Origin of the sequence: Paenibacillus sp. DS2015, from assembly GCF_050433705.1 — a bacterium.
Lineage (GTDB): Bacteria > Bacillota > Bacilli > Paenibacillales > Paenibacillaceae > Paenibacillus_AQ.
In genome coordinates, this window is record NZ_JBNPWS010000005.1 from 1 (window position 1) to 18,515 (window position 18,515).

Annotated in this window: 18 protein-coding genes, 1 pseudogene and 1 other annotated feature; of the genes and pseudogenes, 3 read left to right on the forward strand and 16 right to left on the reverse strand. The window is 37.2% G+C overall.

Going from position 1 to position 18,515, the window contains the following annotated elements; translation table 11 throughout:
• The 4 genes and pseudogenes from J2T13_RS06415 to J2T13_RS06430 form a co-directional block, all read right to left on the reverse strand.
• Window positions 1-293 (reverse strand): annotated as a pseudogene (locus J2T13_RS06415) (IS21 family transposase); the annotation flags it as partial.
• Between the two features lie 100 nt (window positions 294-393).
• Window positions 394-882 carry an antitoxin YezG family protein gene (locus tag J2T13_RS06420; RefSeq protein ID WP_429369460.1) on the reverse strand — a complete coding sequence of 163 codons (489 nt, stop codon included), beginning with the start codon at window positions 880-882 and terminating at the stop codon, window positions 394-396.
• Window positions 883-1,649: 767 nt separating this feature from the next.
• A complete protein-coding gene (locus J2T13_RS06425) occupies window positions 1,650-2,087 on the reverse strand; it encodes an SMI1/KNR4 family protein (RefSeq protein WP_429369462.1) in 438 nt (145 codons plus the stop codon).
• Window position 2,088: 1 nt separating this feature from the next.
• Window positions 2,089-4,440, reverse strand: coding sequence for an HNH endonuclease (locus tag J2T13_RS06430; protein WP_429369464.1), 2,352 nt, complete (start codon window positions 4,438-4,440; stop codon window positions 2,089-2,091).
• A gap of 1,268 nt (window positions 4,441-5,708) precedes the next feature.
• Here J2T13_RS06430 and J2T13_RS06435 point away from each other — a divergent pair.
• Complete coding sequence (locus J2T13_RS06435; protein ID WP_429369466.1) at window positions 5,709-5,897, forward strand: hypothetical protein; 189 nt, start codon at window positions 5,709-5,711, stop codon at window positions 5,895-5,897.
• A 190-nt stretch (window positions 5,898-6,087) separates the two neighbouring features.
• Here J2T13_RS06435 and J2T13_RS06440 read toward each other — a convergent pair whose 3' ends face one another.
• The 3 genes from J2T13_RS06440 to J2T13_RS06450 are packed head-to-tail and all read right to left on the reverse strand — an operon-like array spanning window position 6,088 to window position 7,032.
• Window positions 6,088-6,291, reverse strand: coding sequence for a DUF3791 domain-containing protein (locus J2T13_RS06440; protein WP_429369468.1), 204 nt, complete (start codon window positions 6,289-6,291; stop codon window positions 6,088-6,090).
• Window positions 6,292-6,302: 11 nt separating this feature from the next.
• Window positions 6,303-6,539 (reverse strand): hypothetical protein, encoded by a 237-nt coding sequence (locus J2T13_RS06445; protein WP_429369470.1) that lies wholly within the window; start codon window positions 6,537-6,539, stop codon window positions 6,303-6,305.
• Complete coding sequence (locus tag J2T13_RS06450) at window positions 6,532-7,032, reverse strand: DUF3990 domain-containing protein (protein WP_429369472.1); 501 nt, start codon at window positions 7,030-7,032, stop codon at window positions 6,532-6,534. Before J2T13_RS06450 ends, J2T13_RS06445 begins: the two co-directional genes overlap by 8 nt.
• A gap of 359 nt (window positions 7,033-7,391) precedes the next feature.
• Between J2T13_RS06450 and J2T13_RS06455 the strand changes: the two genes are divergently transcribed.
• Entirely contained in the window at window positions 7,392-8,066 is a 675-nt protein-coding gene (locus J2T13_RS06455; protein ID WP_429369474.1) for a DUF2278 family protein, read from the forward strand.
• 153 nt (window positions 8,067-8,219) lie between these two features.
• Here J2T13_RS06455 and J2T13_RS06460 read toward each other — a convergent pair whose 3' ends face one another.
• On the reverse strand, window positions 8,220-9,908 hold the full coding sequence (locus tag J2T13_RS06460; protein WP_429369476.1) for an SWIM zinc finger family protein: 1,689 nt from the start codon (window positions 9,906-9,908) through the stop codon (window positions 8,220-8,222).
• A gap of 36 nt (window positions 9,909-9,944) precedes the next feature.
• Complete coding sequence (locus J2T13_RS06465) at window positions 9,945-10,457, reverse strand: DUF6933 domain-containing protein (RefSeq protein WP_429369478.1); 513 nt, start codon at window positions 10,455-10,457, stop codon at window positions 9,945-9,947.
• 249 nt (window positions 10,458-10,706) lie between these two features.
• On the opposite strand from J2T13_RS06465, the gene J2T13_RS06470 reads away from it, so the two are divergent.
• Entirely contained in the window at window positions 10,707-11,768 is a 1,062-nt protein-coding gene (locus J2T13_RS06470) for a type I restriction endonuclease (protein ID WP_429369480.1), read from the forward strand.
• 59 nt (window positions 11,769-11,827) lie between these two features.
• Here the strand turns inward: J2T13_RS06470 and J2T13_RS06475 are convergent, their stop codons facing one another.
• From J2T13_RS06475 to J2T13_RS06505, 7 genes are all read right to left on the reverse strand, one after another.
• Window positions 11,828-11,992: a hypothetical protein gene (locus tag J2T13_RS06475; RefSeq protein WP_429369482.1), complete on the reverse strand. Its 165-nt coding sequence runs from the start codon at window positions 11,990-11,992 to the stop codon at window positions 11,828-11,830.
• Window position 11,993: 1 nt separating this feature from the next.
• Entirely contained in the window at window positions 11,994-12,899 is a 906-nt protein-coding gene (locus tag J2T13_RS06480) for a helix-turn-helix domain-containing protein (RefSeq protein WP_429369484.1), read from the reverse strand.
• A 76-nt stretch (window positions 12,900-12,975) separates the two neighbouring features.
• Window positions 12,976-13,599, reverse strand: a complete 624-nt coding sequence (locus J2T13_RS06485; protein WP_429369486.1) for a GyrI-like domain-containing protein — start codon at window positions 13,597-13,599, stop codon at window positions 12,976-12,978.
• Window positions 13,600-13,919: 320 nt separating this feature from the next.
• A complete protein-coding gene (locus J2T13_RS06490; protein ID WP_429369488.1) occupies window positions 13,920-15,398 on the reverse strand; it encodes a methyl-accepting chemotaxis protein in 1,479 nt (492 codons plus the stop codon).
• A 261-nt stretch (window positions 15,399-15,659) separates the two neighbouring features.
• Window positions 15,660-16,922 carry a tyrosine--tRNA ligase gene (tyrS, locus tag J2T13_RS06495; RefSeq protein WP_429369800.1) on the reverse strand — a complete coding sequence of 421 codons (1,263 nt, stop codon included), beginning with the start codon at window positions 16,920-16,922 and terminating at the stop codon, window positions 15,660-15,662.
• Window positions 16,923-17,032: 110 nt separating this feature from the next.
• Window positions 17,033-17,254, reverse strand: a binding site (T-box leader).
• 103 nt (window positions 17,255-17,357) lie between these two features.
• Window positions 17,358-17,786: a transcriptional regulator gene (locus J2T13_RS06500; RefSeq protein ID WP_429369490.1), complete on the reverse strand. Its 429-nt coding sequence runs from the start codon at window positions 17,784-17,786 to the stop codon at window positions 17,358-17,360.
• 14 nt (window positions 17,787-17,800) lie between these two features.
• Window positions 17,801-18,325, reverse strand: a complete 525-nt coding sequence (locus J2T13_RS06505; protein WP_429369492.1) for a DUF6932 family protein — start codon at window positions 18,323-18,325, stop codon at window positions 17,801-17,803.
• Between the last annotated feature and the right edge of the window lie 190 nt (window positions 18,326-18,515).

An 18,515-nucleotide genomic window follows, 5' to 3' on the forward strand; every position in this document is an offset into this window, starting at 1 on the left:
CTCATAAAGTAACGAAGGGTGGTAATGCTTCCGATGTATCCTTTTGCCTTGATCTCGTCGTATATGACCACTGCGTTTAGACAACCATCTTCCATCCGCTGACGAACATAGCTTTTATATGCATCTAGCTTGCCAATTCTTTTGTTTGTACGTTGATACCGCTGAGGTTCATCTTGCTCCAACCATTTCCGTATCGTCTTTGGATCTCTTCCTAATTCTTTAGCAATATGTGTGACATACATACCCTTCGCTTGCATGTCCTTGACCACAAAAAACTCCCCATTCTTGACCATATATTTCTCTCCCCTCGGAGAGTATGTCGGCTATTTGTGGGGAATTTTCAACTGCTGATATTAGGTATTTTACAATTGATGTTCACAATAGATTACTAACTCAGATTGGATTATTCGGGTATTCTTCCAAGTATCTATTTATTAACTGTTGCCCTATTTCATCATTCGGCATTACCTTTAAATACTTGTACTCCCAGATCATTAATTGATCACTAATACTATAATCGGTTTTGAACCAATCAGTATAATCAAAATTCACTTTAAGTTTGCCCGTACGTTCTAAGGTTAGAGTAAATGAATACCATAATTCCTGTTCATTATCTTTAAAGACCTCTCGCATCTTCTTCGCTAAACTATACAATTTCCTTTTTTTTACTTTAAATTCTTTTTCGTCTAAGTGAAAATTATCTAGTATGTCAAGACTGTATTTGTAATTTTCAAGTTCCTGAGAAGGACTATAATAAAAATAAGTTCCACCACCATCATCTGAAATTTGTGCATAAAATGAAAACATTGCCCATTCTTCTGGGATCATTTCATTTACTGTTTCAGCTATTTCACGGTACAATTCATTTATTATTTTTTCCAATATCATCATCCCCTGCTTTATTATCGATTAATTTTTCAAATTTTTTACCATCAATTTCATATTTCGAATGAATCTGGTCTTATTGAATCCCCTGAATCTGGATGGCACTCAATTCTTAGCGTATTCTTTCTTGACTTAGGAACAAAGGTAAGTTGATAGGAGATGTGTAGGTAATGCCCACGATCTCTTACATGTAAATGATACTTAAACCCCTTCCATGTTCAGCCCCTAACCGAAATTTTTTAACGAATTTCGGACTATATTAGAGGGCAAGGCAGCTAGCCAAAACGTATCCTTACCTGTTTTATGTTGACTGGTCGTCACCAGATTGCTTTCGTACACCGTAGTCATCGTTGCAAGGGTCAGTTAAATTGCTGATAAAGTAATCTTTCTTTTTACCACTCTTACTATAGTTGTCGCTCTATCCATCTTGAAAAGGTGCGATTCTGTCTTTCTCTCCCTCACTATCGCTACAGGGTAATCTACAGTTGCGAGTAATTTTGAATAAACCGCAAGAATGCGAACATAACAAAAACAGGTTAATCATGGTGGTATCTAACCATAATCGACCTGTTATATGTAACGCTTTAGCGTTAATTAGGTTATACTATTCAAGCATTTACGTGCGTACAAAGGAAATCAAGAAATCTTGTAGCGGCATTACATGGGTTAAGTGTGCTATTGGTTGAATGATGGGTTCAATCGGCACTGGGTAGCCCACACAAAAAAACACTTTTATTACAATGCATCGAAGGATAATAATCTAATTATTTTTCCGTCTCATCGTATAGTTTCTCTAAAAATTCCTCAAAATCCTTAGTAAGGAAGTACATATTACTCATATCTTCTGGGTCTTCATCATGAATCCAAAAATAAACATTTCCAAAATGCTTTTCAGTAAGACCTAAACAAATTTGATTTCCACCCGAATCATCTGCAATTGGAATAAAGCCTATATCCATTATATCGTCAAATATATCAATTTTCTTGTCTAAATTGTCATACATTTCACCAATACCATAGAAAATATTTACCATACCAATGCCTTGCTCTTTAGAAATAGTAAAGTAATATGGTCTAGGATAACCCCCATTGTATTTCAATAAAAATTCTCGATATTGTTGGGGAAGTTGAACTCCGATTATTCTTTCAAAGTCTTGAAGTCTAGATTCTGTTAAAACTTCATTGTTTCCTTGTATCTCCAATTTAATCTCCTCCAGTTCCATTTACAATGGACTGTCCGCCCATGTGTTTAAATTCGTCATGTATATCTTTTTCAACTAGTACCATTGTCTTTCCATCCTCATAATGATGCCAAGTGTATCCTTCTGGAGGCTTATCTTTTTCTGGCACAGATGGATTAGATGATTTACTAAGCCCTGCCTCTGTGTTTGCCGCCTCATAGTCTTTTGGATAATTTTTAGGTTGTGCATATTCAATTTTTACTGGTTTTACATTAGGGTGATAATATTTAGAAAAATCCGGGAATCCATTTGGATAACTTATCGATATTCCACTTTTGTTAGTGTACGTCCAGACTCCTTTTTCATCAATAGAAATATGCCCACCTTTAGCATACCATCTTTCTGGAATTCTAGCGTACTTGGGCTTTGTCGCCATTATCTCTTCTGTGATATCTGATAGTTCTAATTTCCCTGTCTTTTTATCCGTCCCCTCAGCTGATTTCTCTAGTGGTTTGTTGGGTTGGGGAGTTTTAACTTCTCCTATACCCTTATCCCATTCGGGGCTGGGCATCTTAAATCCTTCAGGAGTTATCATGCTCGGTATAGTCATCTTTTGTCCCAGTCTGGGGAGAATTTCTTTAAGTTGTTTTGTTATCTTTGCAGATACCTTCACGCTCGACTTTAACGCTCCTTCTACTAGCGTTAAGGCCATTCCTGCTTTCACTACTGACTTGCCATATGTAACGCTCTCTTCATAGCTCGCTTTGCCGTTGAGTACTTTGTGCTGCAGCTCTATTATTTTCTGAAAAGGAACGACAAATTCCTCAGCTAATCCTTCACCAATGATTTCTCTAATCTCTTTCAAGGTAATTTCACCATTCGCTATCGCCTTACCTACATCGAAATATCCAGGTATCGTTTCTGTCCAGTACTTTAGGTTACTCATGTTATGGTTTAAGCCATACTCAACGATATCCTTTCCGTCTTCCAGCAATTGACTGACGATTCCGTCCCCAACCCCCACCATCGTGACTGCTGTAATCACACTACCACTGCTGGTGTTCAAATTCGGATTATTTTTTGTTCCTAAGCCGTTTTCTGCATAGGCTAAAGCCAGTAGTTCCGCTGTGATCTTGCCATCGACTTCGAACTTATATCCGTCGTCCGTCATTCGCCTATACTCAGCCATGGTACTTACTGTATTGGCAATATACTGATATCCCGCAACAGCAATGAGGAATTCTTGATTGTACTCCCCTGTGATCTCCCCATGGTAGATGTTCATTCCTTTCAAATACTGCTGCATTTTCTCGATATCTTCTCTAGTTGCTGTCCGGTTATACTCATTCAATACTTCTGCAAGCTCTCTATTCGCTCGATTTTGCGCATCACTTTGATTTCGTGCCAACCGCTGTTGAATGATGGCTAGATCTGTCATGATTGAATCATACTGCTTATAGACTGCTGATCTCTCCCATAGTTCTAAGTATTCAAAGGTTTCTGGATTGTAGCCTCTCTCGATGGCAAATGCGATAAAATTCCGATCCTTTTCGTTAAATAACGCATTACGTAATACATCATTTACGGTAATTCTATCTTCTGCATTACTTTTATAGGAATTATATTGTTCGATCAATGCGCCAAGATTATCTGCATGGACCTGGTTCTTTATCTCCTCCCACCTCATAAAATCCGCCATTCCTGACATTGCCTCTTTTAACTGTTCAACAGATAATTCAACTTCTATTAAACTCTCGTTATATTTACTATACGCAATTGAGCGTTCTTGGGGGGGAATATATTGAAAAGATATAGGGTCGTAGCCTTGACTCAAAATATACTTTTGGAATTCTCCAATATCTATATCCTTGCTAATATCCTCAGATGAATAACCTTGGTCAACCATAAATTGGGCTACTAAGGCGTTCAAATTATCTGTATGTACTTCGTCTCCCCGTTTAGACTCTTTATCTACTTTGCTTTGACCTGTAAGTAAGAATTTTCCGTTCGGGTTATCAGCAATAATCTTTAGAGTCGAGAATTGCTCAACTTTAATTGCTTCCGCCTGTATTTTTCTCCCCAGCTCTAGTTCCTGTTCGACGTATGCCTTTGTGACCTGCTTTAATGTTTCTACTTTCATACTCACCTGTACATGAATAGATTGCATCAGGTTCTTGATTTCTCCAATAATCTGTTCAACTTCAACGGTAGCACTTCGCACATTATCATACTTTGAGTAATCCTGCATTACATCGTGAACCATCGTTGTCATTACATCAAGGATCCGGGTCAATTCATCCAGACTCCTGTCTCGAAATCTCCCCAAATCATTGGATAGCCCTAGTATTCGATCCAGATCTACCGCCTGCTTCACATTACACCTCCATAATATGATAGAACTCGCAAATATTAATTAGGAATATTTAAATACCAATATATCCCGTGCTCTTGCATCTGTATGATAAATTGATAAATTGTTGATTGTAAATAACCCTGAACTCGCATAGATAATTCCACCCAACATGCATTTCCAAAAATAATTTTCTTCGTAAAAGGCTGAATTCTGCTCACTTTACTCATTATTATCTATTGCAGAATAGTTACTTCATATAATCGAAAATATTATACCATAATTTAACTATATATCCTTAATAGTTTATTTTAGCTATAATAAGAACTTACTTACATGTATTATTTATGTAGAACTTATAGGTTTCATCGCATTTTTCAACGAATTTCAGACTATATTAGGCTATATATTAGACTAGTGTATCAATATCTAATGCGGATTCCGAAATTTTTATGCCCATTCAAGAGGCAGATTTTATTGGATTATATTGAACATCATAAGCTTCGTCAAGTTACGCCGATCTTTCATATCATTTCAGGCGATCGTTCATTACAGTATGTGTTTATTAAAATAGGTATTGTTTCGAATGGATGATTTAGAATCTTAACGATTCAATAATGAGAGATAGATACCAACTGCGCAGATAAAAGGAAGAGGGTCTTATTATGGTAAGATTCTTAAAAATAGTTCAATATATAATACTATTCCTATTAATGCTTTTTTGGGTAGACTTATTATTCGATTCATTTAAAGGGTTGGTATGGTTATTCTTGTTGATTGCTGCACTCGTACTGCACTTAAAGTGGATCAGTTTATTTCCCGTTTCATATGCGGGCATGTATTTTATAAATGGTATGCTCACATTGACTTCTTTTCTTATTTTATCAAAAATCTGTATTAGCGTCTTAGGGAGGACTACTACAAGTATTGAAGAAGGATTGATTATTTTTTGTATAAGTATGTTACCGGTTTTGTTGTGGTGGAGTATAAATGTGATCGCATTAGTGGAAAAGATACCCCCGCCTCGTATACGTCTTGGGAAAGATAACATCAGCAGTGTGCAATCTTTACATGATATCTCGGAAGATAGGGTCATCACAGAGAAATCTGCAGGTTTTATTAAGAGATGCATACAATATTCGTTACTTTTCTTATTGATATTTTCGCTTCTTATTTCAATTTTACTTCACAACGGAATTATTTCTGTTTTGATATATGCTATTCTCATTATATTCATTGGTTTAACCCTGAAATGGATCAGCAGATATTCGGTTTCAAAGTGAAGCATCTTCTTGATTAATGGATTACTTTCCGTGGGTACATTTGTCTTGGTTGTGGGATTGTATTCTTCTTTAGAAAAAACAAACACATATATTCCAGGTGGAGGATTGACCATTATAGTTGTTGCTATCTTACCTACCTTTCTATGGTGGAAACTTGACGTGATTGGATTGTTGCAGAAAAAATCAAGAGGATTGTAGATAGGCTGTATAACCTCCTTTACTAACTATATCTTCTACTTGGTCAATAGAACGAAGGCACAAATAAACCGAGAAACCCCTGATTAAGGGACTCCTCGGTTTATTTAAGCATAGATCTCTGATAAGGATAGCGAACAAAGAAAGGATGATACTATTAACCGCTTCTAGTACAAGCTTCTCCTATTTAAGATCACTGTTTTCTTGAATTAATGAACAAATCAATATCTTCTACAATATAGCCCTGTCCCGTTGAATGAAGAACATCATAACAAGATTTGATATATTCAAATACCTTGTTGTCAGTAAAAACTTTGAGTGCATTTTTACCTGTCAATTGATGCGCTTGCTTGTAACTTTCAAGACAAAATACAGTAAAATTAATGGTTCTATCCATTAGTTATCACCTCACACCTGCGGAAAGCTTATTTTACCGCTTTTTTTTTCTTCCAAGAACAGTTCAAATAGTTTTTCTGTGCTGTATTGCCAAATCTTTGTATTCTCTTGCTCCAGTATTTCATAAAGCCGGGATGAATACAGTTCTGTAATAGCATCGTTATCAGATACATTTAATTCCACTTCAATTTTTGCTACAAGATCAGAACATATGATTGGATACACTGCATCAAATTTGCTTTTATCCATTGCCTTCTCCTCCCAATACTTCGTAATGGTCAAATTTGCAATGCTTCAATCCCTTTTCAGTATGAAATAGTATCTGATTATACAGTTTTTCTACTTTTAATCGTTTTAAGGACTCGTCCTTATCCAACACTCCAGTTTCAAAGAGTTTCACTGTCAAATATACATTATCATCCGCGACAGGACCGATTACAATATCATATTTTTCCGAAATTTCTTTTCCTCTTCTATTTGCGGTAATAAAATTCAACCAATTTTCATCGGCAGATGTAAATTGGTTTATTATAAGTTCCCTTTTTGCTTTTTCTATATGAAAGTTATATACCGACAATATTTTTTGTTTTGTATTATTTCTTGCACTGACCTTTTCTGCCCAGCGCACCGCTTGTTCTTTATTACTTGTGGTATAAAAGCCTGTTCCAAAATCAAGCAAACGGCTGCTTTGAAAAATTTCTGGTTTTTCTACAACAACATCACTACCATGATAGATATTCACTCTGAACCCTCCAATATTTCCGGGATTTTTCTTTGCTCATTCACTAGCACAGATAGTATGTTATCTCCAATATAATTATACCCTACAAATATTCATAAACAAATTAAGATGCATATATAAATTATCTATTGAAGCCGGATTCCCTTCAATAAAGTCCCATTAAAGAGAGAGCATTGAAATAGGGGCGACAGGATTTACGTTAATATTTCCCAAAATACGATAACAGTCTATACTAAGGTCAACACTTCGACTATCTATCATCCGCTGGATCGTAAGCTCCGCCAATACACAGAGTCTGCCCGCCAGAATAAAGTCCATCCGCTATACTTGTAACACAAATTAGGGGAGGTGCTGTAATCATGTCAGTTAAAAGATTCGGTGTATTAAAATGTAAAGTTGTTGCTTACAAAGAGGAACGTGATGATCAAGATCCCCATTTCCAAATTGAAGTTCTCGACGATCATGACACGCACTACAGAATTTCAGTGAACGTCAGGTCAAGCTCTACACAATCGGAAGTACTCTATTTAGTCGATGAGAATTTCAATGCTTCAGCTATCACAACCTTACCTGAAATGAATTTAGGCTATACTCCCATTACCGAGAACAATCGAGACATTGCTCTGGATTATATCCGTAGCCAATTGTTCGAATCTTCAGCCATGCAACCCTTACCACATGATATTACCGGACCGGATAATGATCTTAATGATCTAATACACAAGTATATTCAGAAAGCTATTGATGATGAAGCGATTCTATACGTATACGGCTCTAGATGGGGTCCTGAAGGAAAACGCGATAAAATATTTGGATTCAAAGTAGGAAATGGCATGCACAACGTTCACATGAACCAAGGGAATGACGGGCGCTGGAAGGGGGATAATGGATCTTATCAAGATGGTGGATTACTCATCCAATTCGAAGATCATTGGGTTGGTATTTTCTTAGCATTCTTATCTCAATCCTGGTGTACAGATGACCATGGTCATCCTACAGCATTCTGTGATCACACTCAACCACGGCAAATCTAGAGTAACTGGAGTTGGGTGATACGTCTCTTAGTCATGATTCGACAAGGGGGGGAGAAAACCTTTCAAGAGATGACATTCCGGAATGAGAAAACAACATAAATAAACCGAGCAACCCCTATAGTGGATTGCTCGGTTTATTCATAGCTTGTCAAATCATACTCTACTTAATTCATCCCTGAATGCCGGTCTATTTGCATACTGGTTATACAGTCTCTGTATGATTTCCAGTGCCTGCTCTTTTCCCCCAGCCTTTTTTAGATTACGGATGATGGCACATACCCGTTGATAATCTTTCCTGTTGCCCGCATGTGCAGCAGTCTGCTCTATATGTTGCTGAAATACAGTGTAAATCTCTTCCTTAAATTCAGGGAGAAGATGCTTATATAGAATTTCTACTGAAGAGGGTCTCCCTTTCACATGCTCAAGAAGTTTTTGCTTTTCCCCTTCCTCTATTAGAATACGGGGATAGATGTCTTGAAATGTTCTCTTCTCGTCTTCCAACAGAAATATGATCTTGGGGTAAACAGAGGGCCACACGGTTGTATCATATGTGTTCTTCAATTCGCTGTAGTAGTCCATGCTTCCGCCTAGTATGAACTCTATTGCCATTCCACGCTGATCATCAAGCTTCCCTGAGCGCTGAAATGCAATATATCGATATTTCTTCCATTGATCTATAAGTCCAGCCCAACTCTTATCTTTCTCTTCACCCTCGAGAGTAAGCTTAATTACGTTGTCATACTCCTTATTGTCCAGTGCAATCTCTATTGCTAATTCCCTAAAGTTGGAGTATTGGAGGTTTTGTTCTATAAATTCCTGCGCCTTTGACTGACCGTCATATTCCTCGATCATGTGGTATCTGATCAGATTTACCTTTTCGGCTAAGTAATTGACACTCCATGAATCTCCTTCTTTATCTTGTATCACTGAAAGTAAATATTGTTCTAATCTATCCCTTAAATTTGAAGTATACGCAAGCTCAGCACACTTCTTCAGAAGGTCCAGCTTCCAGTCAATCCAGCCTTCATATCGTATATGGGTAGATTCTTCAAGTAGCTTCCCGAAGATGCTTTCTTTATCAACTGAAGTTAATTCTTCATCGTCTATGATCTCACTAATCACAGAAAAGCTTTCTTCGATTACTCCTCCAATTACGCCATTTGAATCATCTGCTCTTTGAAGCAAATCTATCATTTCTTGTGTTACACATAGAACAAGTTCTACAGCAAACATATTGTTATTCTGTGCAAAAGAAGACCGGGCCTTATCTAGCACCATATCAGCTCCTTTGACAGCTGCATCGGTATCTCTATAGGTTACAAATCCATATCTATCCGCATTATTCCTTATAGAAGTCTGAATAAGTTCAATAGCGTTAGCCATGACATCCTCATCATCTTCATCATTGAAATTTAGTTCAATACGCTGTTTAATTTCTTCGTACTCCAATGCAATATCTAGCAGAAATCGAACAAGCTCTTGTTTAGTCATGTCAGAGAGTATTTTTTCAATATTAGGGACTTTTCTTATCTTGGACACTGGAGATTTAATGATTGCCTCTGAATCATTACCATGATGCATATCGCGCAAAGCAAGAAATACCGCTATCTCGTGTTTGCAATATTCACCCATATCGTATGGACAATCGCAATAGGTCCTCGTGATGTTCGCTTCATGATCAAGCTTAACTTTAACAGTGTAGAGCTCAGTGCCTTCCACTTTCGCTTCATAACCATGATCTTCATTTCCAGCCACTGATACTACATAGTCATTCTCGTAATAGTCATAGCCACGTGCAATTATAATTTTGTCGATATGATCTTCAAAGTTATTCAGATTCATGGGTTCCATCCTTATCTATTAAAATAGGGCTCTATCTTATTCCTCTATCTTATTCATTTCCTTTGTCAACAATTCTATTGGGTGTACATAGCCAAGTGATCCACACATTAACTCATGACCTACCCATCTGTTAAGTTCAACTAAATTCAGCTGATCACTGGGTATGTAATCTTCGATATTCCAGGATATAGAAATATAAAATTCAGTTATTTGACTTATAATACTTCTATCATGTGTCTTGGTATAAATAACTTCCCCACAATGGGCCAAATAACGATCTACTTTATTCTCTAGGAAACCTTCCGCAATGAACGTTTCTTTTATAGCATTCAGGACAATATCTTCGAACTTTTTGAAATGCTCTGCCTTTAATCCATATAACACAATGCAGTATCGTGTCTGATTATTCATGAGAATAACGCCTTTTCGTCTATCAAACATAAATAAATTGGCATGCCATTCATAGAATGGTTCCCTCTTGATCGGTACAATATCATTTGTCTTTATTTTCATTGCGTCAGATAGTTTCTTCGTACATTCAATAAACATACCTTCACCTCAACCTTGCATCTATTATTGCTTGAGAGAAATCAGAATACAATGAACGAACCCTTGCCACTTCACTCTAGCCTTTCTTCTAGTATACAACAAACAACCATCATTCTGTTGGTATCAGTAACGTTAGTGACCTCACATATATCATTTACATTAGCGAATTCCAATAATAAATTACCTACTTGAGACCTAATATGATAGTATGACTAATATAGGTAAAAATAACCAAAAGAGGTGTCTAATTTGGAGAATTTTCCGGAACAAGTAAAGACTTTTGCTAATAGAGTACTAAAATTAAAAGATAGCATTTTAACTGAAGAAGCTACTAAGACCTCTGTTATTATGCCATTTTTCCAACTTTTAAATTATGATGTCTTTAATCCCGAAGAGTTTCTGCCTGAATTCACTGCAGATGTAGGAATCAAAAAGGGAGAGAAAGTCGATTATGCCATTATGAAAAGTGGCGAACCTATGATCCTAGTAGAAGCAAAGTCAATTCAAGAGAAGTTAACAAAACATGATTCGCAATTATTCAGATATTTCGGAACTACAAAGGCTAAATTCGCTATACTTACCAACGGATTAACCTATCGTTTTTATACAGATTTAGAAGAACAGAACAAAATGGATACCGTGCCATTCTTCGAATTTAATCTTTTAGATATCCGTGACAACCAGTTAATCGAACTCTATAAATTTAGAAAAGAAAACTTCAACATTGAGGATATTATTACGACGGCTTCAGAACTTAAATATACTAATGAAATTAAAAACTTCCTCAAATCTCAATGGGACAATCCCACCGATGATTTCGTATCCTTCATATTGTCCGATGTTTATACTGGCAAAAAAACAAAACAGGTTATCGAAAAGTTTAACCTCATCGTGAAGAAATCCCTCAAGGAATTCGTTAATGATATGATGAATGACAAAATCAAAGCCGCTCTAAGTAATAATGACAGTGTAACCATAGAGACAGAAAGTGAAGTTGCAATCTCTAAAGAATTAGCACCAGAAGCTGAAATTGTGACTACTGAAGAAGAATTAGAAGGTTATGTAACTATTAAAATACTACTTAGAGATATCATTGATGCTGAAAGAATCAGTTATCGAGATAATTTGAGCTACTTCAACATACTAATCGATAACAGTATCCGCAAATGGATCTGTCGTTTAGGATTTAACAGCAGCAATAAATATATCCAATTTAACGATGAACAGAAAACTACGGTTACCTTATCTAATATATCCGACATTAGTGAGTTGCGAGATAAGATTCATGAAGTTGCAAGTAAATTTGTTTAAGATTTGTTGGTCTCTTATCTTACAGAAAAACCGAGGACCCGTTTAACGGATTCCTCGGTCTATTCAAGCAATGATTTTTGATAAGGATGGCGAACTAGAAATATTTCAAACTGCTGCTTATCATAACAGTAGAATTCATAAGGTGATGTCTTGCTGGATCTAGCCAGATGCGCTTTTGATATTTTTTCTTTGGGTCCCATCCAGCCTACGGCTATATCAGCCAAGTTAATTCACTGCAACAACAGGCCGCGCCTCAATGTACCCTCTATACCCCATCGGAGCAAGCTGAAATCTCGGTGCAACTTCAGGTGCCCAGTGATATCCATAAATCGTAGGGTCAAATTTCTCAATATGCCTCCAGACTTCTCCGATTTCATCCTTAAAGTCATCGTCGTTATACGGCTCCCCTTGGAAAATCATCATCTTGCATGGGGGCAACTCAACAAGATCGTATCCATTAGGAACAGCATTGTTGTAATCTAGGGGTATCTCCACTCCTTGCACGTATTGGGAAGTTCCCTTTGTGATTAGGTGCTGGGGTAACCACATTCCAATAGGTTCATACAAGGCTTCTTTAACACTAGTAAGCATAGACCATACATCGCAGCCCACTTCTTCACAATATGCAAAATACTCAGTTGCCTCGATTCCTCTCTTAAGAAGAACCTTTCTGGCAGGCCGTTCAATAATTTGTACAAATACTGTTTTGGTAACCTTTGTCTCACTCATATTCACTTCTCCTTTATGAATAGACCGGTAGGTATCGAAAACTCTTTCAGGCATAAAAAGTTGAATGGGTGGTGTGTTTTGACTATATTTTTTGGGCGATAAGCCAAACTCTTTGGAAAAAGCACGGGTGAACCCTTCGTGAGAGTCGAACACATAATCTAATGCAACATCTATGACTTTGTATTCCTTATCACGTAGAACCAGAGCAGCTTTGGACAGTCTTAAAGCACGTATATAATCAAAAGGTGTTCTTCCAATGATATCTTTAAAAATCCTGGATGAATGCCACGAAGAATATCCTGCTACAGTTGAGAGCTGCTTGAGTGTAATCTCTTCATATATATGGGCATCAATATATTCCTGCATTTTTTGCACCGCCATGACGATTTCAGCCTGTTTCATTTTCTCACCTCCTGTATATAGCCTAATTCAAAAGGAAAAGTAATTCTTGACCTGAATTGCTAAATAAACTACTTTCCTAAAGCTCTTTTATAGAGAATCTCAAAACAGTTTTCAATTTCAACATTTCAGTCTTCCGTGGGTCGGATAGATATATTTCCCGGTGAGTCTTAACAGAACGTATGTATCCTTGTTCCTTGCAAAATGCTTCCATCTTCGCAAAGCTTTCTGGTTCGTCCTCAAAACTTCCTATATGCATCACTTGGCAACATAAGCCATCCGTTATTTCACCAAATGTTAAATGCTCAAGGTATGGGTTTGGCTTTTTCCTTGTAGTCTGCTCTACAAATTTAATATATAATTCATCTGTCAGAAAGTCTGGTTGGCGTATCATAATTGTATATTTCAAGTTACTTTTGTCTGTTGCCGGCTTGGACTTATCCACTAAGTCCCAAATTCCCTCTAGTGGAAACACTGTATATTCATAGTAACCGACAGGTACCTCATCACTTTTATAAGACATTTTAACCGCATAACTTAAACTATATAATGCTTCTGTCGCCCGAGCAAACTCCTCACCGTTTGGATCACCTGTACCCCTAATCATGATAAATGGCATCTTAAGCACATCAATAATAACGGGTGTCGTTTGGGGCAGGTAAATGTCCTTATAATCTTTTCTATATTCAATTTTTTTACTCATGGCTGATCTCTCCTTAACCTTTTACAATTAGCATATAACACTTAAGTTGACAACTGCATGTCATCTATCTATCTTGCCGCACATTTTTTTCTGATTCCGGTCACTGTAATCAGCTATATAGATAGTTCCATTTCCATACAATGAACATCCTTAACGTTCGGTTAAATATAATAAAAAGAGGAGCAGTCCTAACTATACTTCCTAGTTAAGGGCTACTCCTTGCTTGTATTCACTGACGAGATCCAGAGGGGTTCCCTCAATAAAGTCTACATTTGCTACGGTCTATTATCTCTGCCTAATCCACTAATCTAATTAGGATATTATACAGCTGACTCGTCAAGCACATTCTGCTCAGATACTAGTTCATTCAAATCTACAATAAGCTGTTCCAGCTCCTTAAAGCTGTCAGTCATTAGGCCTGTAATTGAACGTTGCTCCTCCATACTAGCGAGAATCTGTTCGGAAGCAGCGCTTGATTGTTCCGTTACTCCTGAAATCTCAGTAATCTCATTCACAATTTTTCGTGAGAAATCCTGAATACTTAACGTTCTTTGTTCGATATCGTCAGCCTGATACAGTACCTTTTTCGTATTCTCGTTAATGGAATGGAATACTCCCTCAGCTTCATGAACAGAAGCTCTACCCTCTCCAAGTGACTGTTTAGCTAGTTCGAATTGTTTCGAGAGAACTTCTGATTGATCTATTAGCTTTGCTAAAATTTCAAATATTGTTCCTACCGATTCTGCCGAACGCTCCGCAAGTTTTCTTACTTCTCCAGAAACAACTGCGAAGCCTTTGCCTTGCTCCCCTGCTCGTGCAGCTTCGATTGCTGCATTTAAAGCTAGTAAATTGGTCTGCCTAGAGATATCTGCAATAGTAGCTAGAATTTCAGACATCTTTTGATTGTGGCGATTAAATACTTGCATTTCTTCGGAGGTCGTATTCATCATTTCATATAGTGAAGTCATTTGAACGTTTAACTCATCCATTCTTCGGCTACCTTGTTCTGTCATATCCGCGGTATCCGAAGATAGAATCTTCATTTCCTTCGAGTGTAATGCTACTTCTTGAATATTACCATTGGATACAGACAAGGATTCTGATATGTCTGAGATACTAGTAGCCTGAAAATCAATCCCCTTGCTGACTTCATCGAAACTAAGCGTAACTTCCTTTGTTATAGTACCTGTATCCATGATCTTCTTTTTTAGCATCTCTGTGAATTCATTAATACCTGCTGATGCATCTTTCACCCGATGAAGTAAAGCCTCCACTTGTGTACGCGAACTTTCTACCTTTTCTCTATGCTCTTCGCTTTTTGCAAATAATGTGCGATTCATTCTAGAGACAAGGTAGAGCAAAGTTGCTACAACGGCGAGTAAAATCATGTCACCCATATTGGCCGTCCAATCTTCTTTAGCTAAAGAAGAAAAGGACAATGTAGCAATAGAAGCCGCCAATGAAACAGCCATAATAAATATATAGTAACGTGTTCTAGGATATATCATGAGAATAGAACCAGCAAAAATACTCATCATCACTTTTAGAGCATCCATGTTAATATATACAACAAAAATGGATAGAAGAATCGTAATCACCCATGGTATGACATGAATCTGTTTCTTCTTAAGATTAGCGTACTTGATCCAACCATAAAGAATGAAGATCACTATATTACTCCCCCACAAGAATGGATGCATGAAGGCCAACCCAAATCCCGCTATAAGTGCTATTAATAATATAGGGGTAAACAGTCTGTTTCTGTTCCAAATAATTTCTTCTAAACGTCCCATATTCATCCCATCCTCCGTCCAAATGTATGTTCTCTTCCATTTATTATAGTTCCTCATGATGGTGTTGGAAGCAATACCAAAGATATCCCTCAATTCTATATATCGACAAATATATGGCTATTATTAGATGTTTCGACTCAATAATTATGATATAAATCTTATACAAGTAGATCTTATGGCTCGACCATGTAATAAATGAAAAAAACCAAGGAACTCATTTAAATGGGTTCCCCGGTTTTTTGTAAGAAATATAATGTGAATATACTTTTAATCCACTAATCTAATTAGGCTATATTTCTTTTTACCTTTACGAATAATGATAAAGCGACCATCGAATGATTGGTCAGCGCTCACTTCCGTGTTAACATCCTCAACTTTTTCACCATTCATGGTAATCGCTCCATTATTAATATCTTCTCTTGCCTGACGCTTAGAAGGTTCGATCCCTAGATCTACTAACCAGTCCACAATATTTTTGGTTTCTTTGGTCGCTTCGAACGTAGGCATTTCTTTAAATCCTTGCTCGATTTCATCTGCTGTTAATGATTTAACATCTCCACTGAATAAAGCTTGCGAGATTTTCATGGCTTGTGCTAAAGCTTCTTCATCATGTACGAATCGGGTCATCTCTTCCGCAAGTATTTTTTGTGCTTCACGTTTACCTGGGTCTGTCGTAACCTTATTCTCTAATTCAGTAATCTCTTCTTTGTTTAAGAACGTGAAGTATTTCAGGTATTTAACCACATCACGGTCATCTTGATTCAACCAGAATTGGTAGAATTCATAAGGTGATGTCTTCGCAGGATCTAGCCATATCGCGCCACCTGCAGATTTACCAAACTTCGTGCCATCGGATTTCAACATTAATGGAATCGTTAATCCGAATGCCTTCGCCTCTGGTCCTTCTTTTTTGCGAATCAAATCTAGACCACTCGTAATGTTACCCCATTGATCCGATCCACCAATCTGTAATTGAACACCTTCTTCTGTATACAGATGATGGAAGTCCATGGACTGGAGAATTTGGTAAGTGAATTCAGTAAAGGAAATCCCACTATCTAGACGACTGGATACCACATCTTTGGCCAACATCGCATTAATGCTGAAGTTCTTTCCATAGTCACGTAAGAAGTCGATAACATTTAAGGAATGAGTCCAGTCATAGTTGTTTACCATTTTTAGTTGAGCATCACTATCCGTATCGAATAGCTTCTTCATCTGCGCCGTAAGTGCGTTCACATTATCTTGTACTTGCTCTAATGTCTGTAATTGACGTTCGTCTGCACGTCCACTAGGGTCCCCAATGGTTCCTGTCGCTCCACCAATTAGGATAACGGGTAGATGTCCAAAAGCTTGAAATCGTTTCATCATCATGAATGGAATCAAATGTCCAATGTGCATGCTATCTCCGGTTGGATCTACTCCACAGTACAGAGCAATCTTCTTCTCACTAACTAATTGACGTAATCCTTCTGCATCGGTCTGTTGGTTAATCGCATCGCGCCATTCTAGTTCATCAATAATATTCATGTTACTCATGATCATCCAGCTCCCTTAATTCTATTGTGTAAGTCTTTGATTCTTCCCCTAAATGGAACATAACGCCATAACGCAAAAATCGCCCCTATGTCTACAATAGACATAGGGACGATTGAATAACCGTGTTACCACCCAAATTGCATCAATAGCGCAACGACAACTATTCATACCACTCTTAGCCATATTATCGTTGGCTAGTCCGCTTAGTGTTACTTAAGATACTCCAGAGTGTAATTCACAAGACTGTTTGTGCTAGGTCACATCAACCCCTAGCTTTCTGAATAACAGTGACAGCTTGCTACTTATTCCTTCAACGTATACCGTGTATTAGATTAAAACCAGTATAGAGAATGAAGTGTCTGTTGTCAATTCACCTGGAGGATAGAATAATACAAGTTGGATCATCGACGATTCAAAAGACACCCGTTACCCTGTAGCGACCTCAATATTTATCGTTGCCTTCATCCCCATTGCACTCATAACAGCTTCAATTTTCTCTGCAGTGGCTCCATAATACTCGTTCCGCTCATCTCGGGAAACCTGTGCATCCGATACTTCTAGTTTTCTCGCTAGCTCAGATTGAGACATATTGATATATATTCTAAATGCGATGAGGCTCTTTCCTATGTCTGTAAATTTGTGAATTGGATTAAACGAACCTCTTTTTATTCTTTCATAATACTCAACTTCTTCATTTAATTGTTCATGAAATGATATGAGCGGTTCAATTGCCATATCAATCTGCTCATCATTTAGACCCATTTCTTTAAAGCGCAACTTTTCTTTCGCAATAAAATCCTTATCTTGTTTCAATTTTTCCTGTGCTTTTTGATAAGCTGCTTCGTTTTTTATCAACTCACTCAACTCCTCTACTTAATGATTTTCACAATTCCTTTTGGTTCAAATGAATCTCGTGTTTTTCTAAATGCCGCAGGAAACATCTGTTCTAAGCCATGTTCATCAAGGATTCCTGATGATTGACCAACGTGCGGATAAAGTTCGACTTTATATCGATGCCACATGGGTAGCTGCGACTTTGCAGAGTTACGGTCATATATACGTTCTTTCCAACTCCAAATTTTATATGGGTCAATAGAGTTAAGCTCTCTTACAATGTCGGGCAAGGTTCTAACATCTGCTACAAAATAACCATCAATATCACCGGGGCTCGCTTTGTCTTCAACAAACGAGCCATCTATAAAAATGTCCAAAATACCCACTCTCCAAAGCTGATTAACCAATACCTCCAAGTTGTTTACTAATGTCATTCTTTTATCCATATCCCATGGAGATCCATCTTTCGGACCTGTTACAAGCAAGGAAGTACGTATCTCATCTAATGTCATAGGGTAGTCTTGTGCAGCTAATAATCCCTGATCATTGAATATCAACATTATTTTCCTCCAAAAAATCATAATTATACACAGCAAATAAATATACACTATTGTTAATTTAACTAATTTGTTAACTTTATTATAATCCGCTTATTATATATGTCAAGTATTGTAAGTGGTTCTGAAAATATACAGACACAGAAACAGTCCCTAACTTTATTTACTAGTTAAGGACTGTTACGTCAATTCC

Bases quoted from the DNA above. Each gene is read 5' to 3' on its own strand.
- J2T13_RS06440 (WP_429369468.1), bottom strand. From the start codon at position 6,291: ATGGATAGAACCATTAATTTTACTGTATTTTGTCTTGAAAGTTACAAG.
- J2T13_RS06445 (WP_429369470.1), bottom strand. From the start codon at position 6,539: ATGGATAAAAGCAAATTTGATGCAGTGTATCCAATCATATGTTCTGAT.
- J2T13_RS06455 (WP_429369474.1), top strand. From the start codon at position 7,392: ATGTCAGTTAAAAGATTCGGTGTATTAAAATGTAAAGTTGTTGCTTAC.
- J2T13_RS06460 (WP_429369476.1), bottom strand. From the start codon at position 9,908: ATGAATCTGAATAACTTTGAAGATCATATCGACAAAATTATAATTGCA.
- J2T13_RS06465 (WP_429369478.1), bottom strand. From the start codon at position 10,457: ATGTTTATTGAATGTACGAAGAAACTATCTGACGCAATGAAAATAAAG.
- J2T13_RS06480 (WP_429369484.1), bottom strand. From the start codon at position 12,899: ATGAAACAGGCTGAAATCGTCATGGCGGTGCAAAAAATGCAGGAATAT.
- J2T13_RS06485 (WP_429369486.1), bottom strand. From the start codon at position 13,599: ATGAGTAAAAAAATTGAATATAGAAAAGATTATAAGGACATTTACCTG.
- J2T13_RS06490 (WP_429369488.1), bottom strand. From the start codon at position 15,398: ATGAATATGGGACGTTTAGAAGAAATTATTTGGAACAGAAACAGACTG.
- tyrS (WP_429369800.1), bottom strand. From the start codon at position 16,922: ATGAATATTATTGATGAACTAGAATGGCGCGATGCGATTAACCAACAG.
- J2T13_RS06505 (WP_429369492.1), bottom strand. From the start codon at position 18,325: ATGTTGATATTCAATGATCAGGGATTATTAGCTGCACAAGACTACCCT.